This window comes from Burkholderia alba, assembly GCF_034721475.1.
Taxonomy (GTDB): Bacteria; Pseudomonadota; Gammaproteobacteria; order Burkholderiales; family Burkholderiaceae; genus Burkholderia; species Burkholderia alba.
In genome coordinates, this window is sequence record NZ_JAWJWL010000116.1 from 1 (window position 1) to 2,500 (window position 2,500).

1 protein-coding gene and 1 pseudogene are annotated in these 2,500 nt (G+C 54.7%); both read right to left on the reverse strand.

The features are described 5' to 3' along the window. Positions 1 to 645: 645 nt before the first annotated feature. Positions 646 to 1,875 (reverse strand): HAF repeat-containing protein, encoded by a 1,230-nt coding sequence (locus RZR99_RS32630; protein WP_323123806.1) that lies wholly within the window; start codon positions 1,873 to 1,875, stop codon positions 646 to 648. Between the two features lie 309 nt (positions 1,876 to 2,184). Continuing rightward, positions 2,185 to 2,500: pseudogene (locus RZR99_RS32635) on the reverse strand (hypothetical protein); the annotation flags it as partial.

Below are 2,500 nucleotides of genomic sequence, written 5' to 3' on the forward strand. Positions count from 1 at the left end.
TGGCCTCCAACGCCCGTTTCCACTGGCCTCAGATTACCAACTGCACCCAAAGCTTCCACGGTTTCCCGCGATGAACCATTTATATGGCGTAACTAACGGTTCAAATCAGTGATTTTATAACCCTCTCTATGTATACGCACAAATTACATCGTTAACATCTCCCATGATGAATATATCAACCATGTCACTTATCAAGCCAATATCGCCTCCAGATTGATCCCATATGTATTAATTTCTATTTTGATGACGAACAATCAAGGTAAATTAATGATGTCTTGCGACAATCTTAAGCAAAATATTATTGATTTTGCAATAATAATTCGTGGAAGGGGGCAGTAAATCGCAACCAGATGGCGGTCTTGCCTCGACCCACCGACCTTCCATCCACGTGCTATCCAGAACCCCATTGATATATCTATTCGCCGTGACATCACCTTGCGCACTCGTCTCCTCAACGACTCGATATTGATCGTAACGATAACGGCACTCAAAATCCCGGCCGTCGTTGTGGTTGCACGGACCACTTCTTTCTTTCCAGGTAATGTCTTTGGTGACCTTAGCGTGTGCTGATGCCATGCACGCGCACCCAATAAGGAATATAACTATCTTGGCCAGCTCTTTCTGGTTCATGATCCTAGTGGCCCCTTAGGACGGCGTACAAAGCTTGGCGACCGTGGCGTGAACATTGTGAAGGCTTGATACTTCACTCGCCCCGGCGACGTAACAACCGTTCCTGGATATATCGGTCACCCCATCATTGTCTCCTCCTGTGACAAATGGGATCGGTAAGGCTCCACCAGCCGTGGTCCACAAAAAGGCTTCCATCGTTCCTGGCCCTGTTTCACTCACCCCAATGACGACAGAGGTATCACTGATGCCGCTGACCGCCGCCGTGCCTCCATTGGGAAGTGGCGGGATCGCCTGGAACTGGTCGTTCACCACATTCCAATAATAGGATTCGCTAAAGCCATCGACGAACTGATACTGGCCCACGACCTCGCCTTTGGCATTGATCGCGATGCCGTCGTTTCTTAGCGTCTGCCCAGTGCTGGTGTCGGTGATGTTAAGCACGAGCGGCGTCAAGGTCGTATTCGTTGGGGTCAACCACACGGCAGTGCGGGAGCCCTTGGAAGGACCAAAATCGCAGGCGCCAAGCACATATCCCGCGTCGTTGATGGTACCTGCCGCACAGAAGACGGCTCCCCAGGGTTTCGATAGCACGGCCGGGACATAGGCTTGGAACAATCCTGTTGGCGTCCAGATGACTGGGGTGTTATGCCCCGATCCATCCGGGCAATTGCCGATGATGACGGGCTGGGTACCACTGCCATTCTGTACATCGACGGTCACGCAATTGGCGCCCGCCAGGTTGAGTAACCCCATGGGTAGAAGCACGGCATTGGAGGTTCCGGCTGCCCATAGCACCGGATGATCGACGTCGGTGCCGTCGGAACTTACTCCGACGATCGCACCCTGAGCATTGATGGCCGAGGCGGACGACGACACGTCGCCAAGCAACGCTGCTAGAGGGTTAACGGTCCCGGAGCCCGTTATCCAATAAACCGCTTGTGCAACATCATTGGCGTCGGCGCATTCGCCGACGACTTCGCCTGCGTCATTGTCCGCCCCCGCGCCGCAGCTTTGTCCCGCGACAAGCAGCGGAAAGGACACCGAGACGCCAGGTTGCGTGGAATAGAAGGGAACGTGCAGCCCTCGGCTGTCGACGCATGTGCCCACGACTTCGCCAACATTGTTCACCGACGACGCAGCGCACTGCACACCTACGGCTGTGCCTTCATCCTGAAAGGTTTGCGCGCTGGACGATGTTGCGCCGAGACATCCCGCGACGGCCAGCGCGATGAGAAACTTGCTCATGATGGTGTCCTCCCGATATTAGAAACTGTTGTACTTATTCCGCCGCCATGCGGTGCACTGATCTCGCACTGGGTTCTAAGCTTCGCCAAATTGCCGTCGATAGCAACTTTCTCCTGCGGACCTCGCCTGATCGATACATCGCGGTCAGCATGAGGTCCAACGTGACCCACACTCATTTGTGGCGCTTTCCGAAGCGCCGCGTTCATGCCACTTCGAGGTAGAAACACCAAACCGTCATTCCACCGTCCTGTGACAGAGCCGAGTTGGACCCTTGCTTCAATTCATTAAAGAAACCCGACCGACACGAATTCAAGCTACTAAAAGTAGTAGGGGGATTTGTCTGGAGTTGACCCTATAGTCCCGGACACCGAACGTCTCATCGAACTGGCGGGCCCGTTTGACCTCGTCACCATGCAGATACGTCAATGTGGTCGCGATCGACGCTTGCCGCAGGTTGTCACGCACCATGTGATCACCCCGCCCCGCTCGAGCGCGAGCGACGCATGCGTGTGCGGCCGCCAGTGCGGGCTCGCGCGACGCAGTTTGTCCGTAAGCGCCTCGGCCGGGCCGTTTCCCGAAGCTAATTTTTTCAAAGCATGATGGGCACGTTTAGATTGACGGAGCC

Excerpts from the sequence above, each read along its gene's own strand:
- RZR99_RS32630 (WP_323123806.1), bottom strand. The coding sequence starts at position 1,875 with ATGAGCAAGTTTCTCATCGCGCTGGCCGTCGCGGGATGTCTCGGCGCA.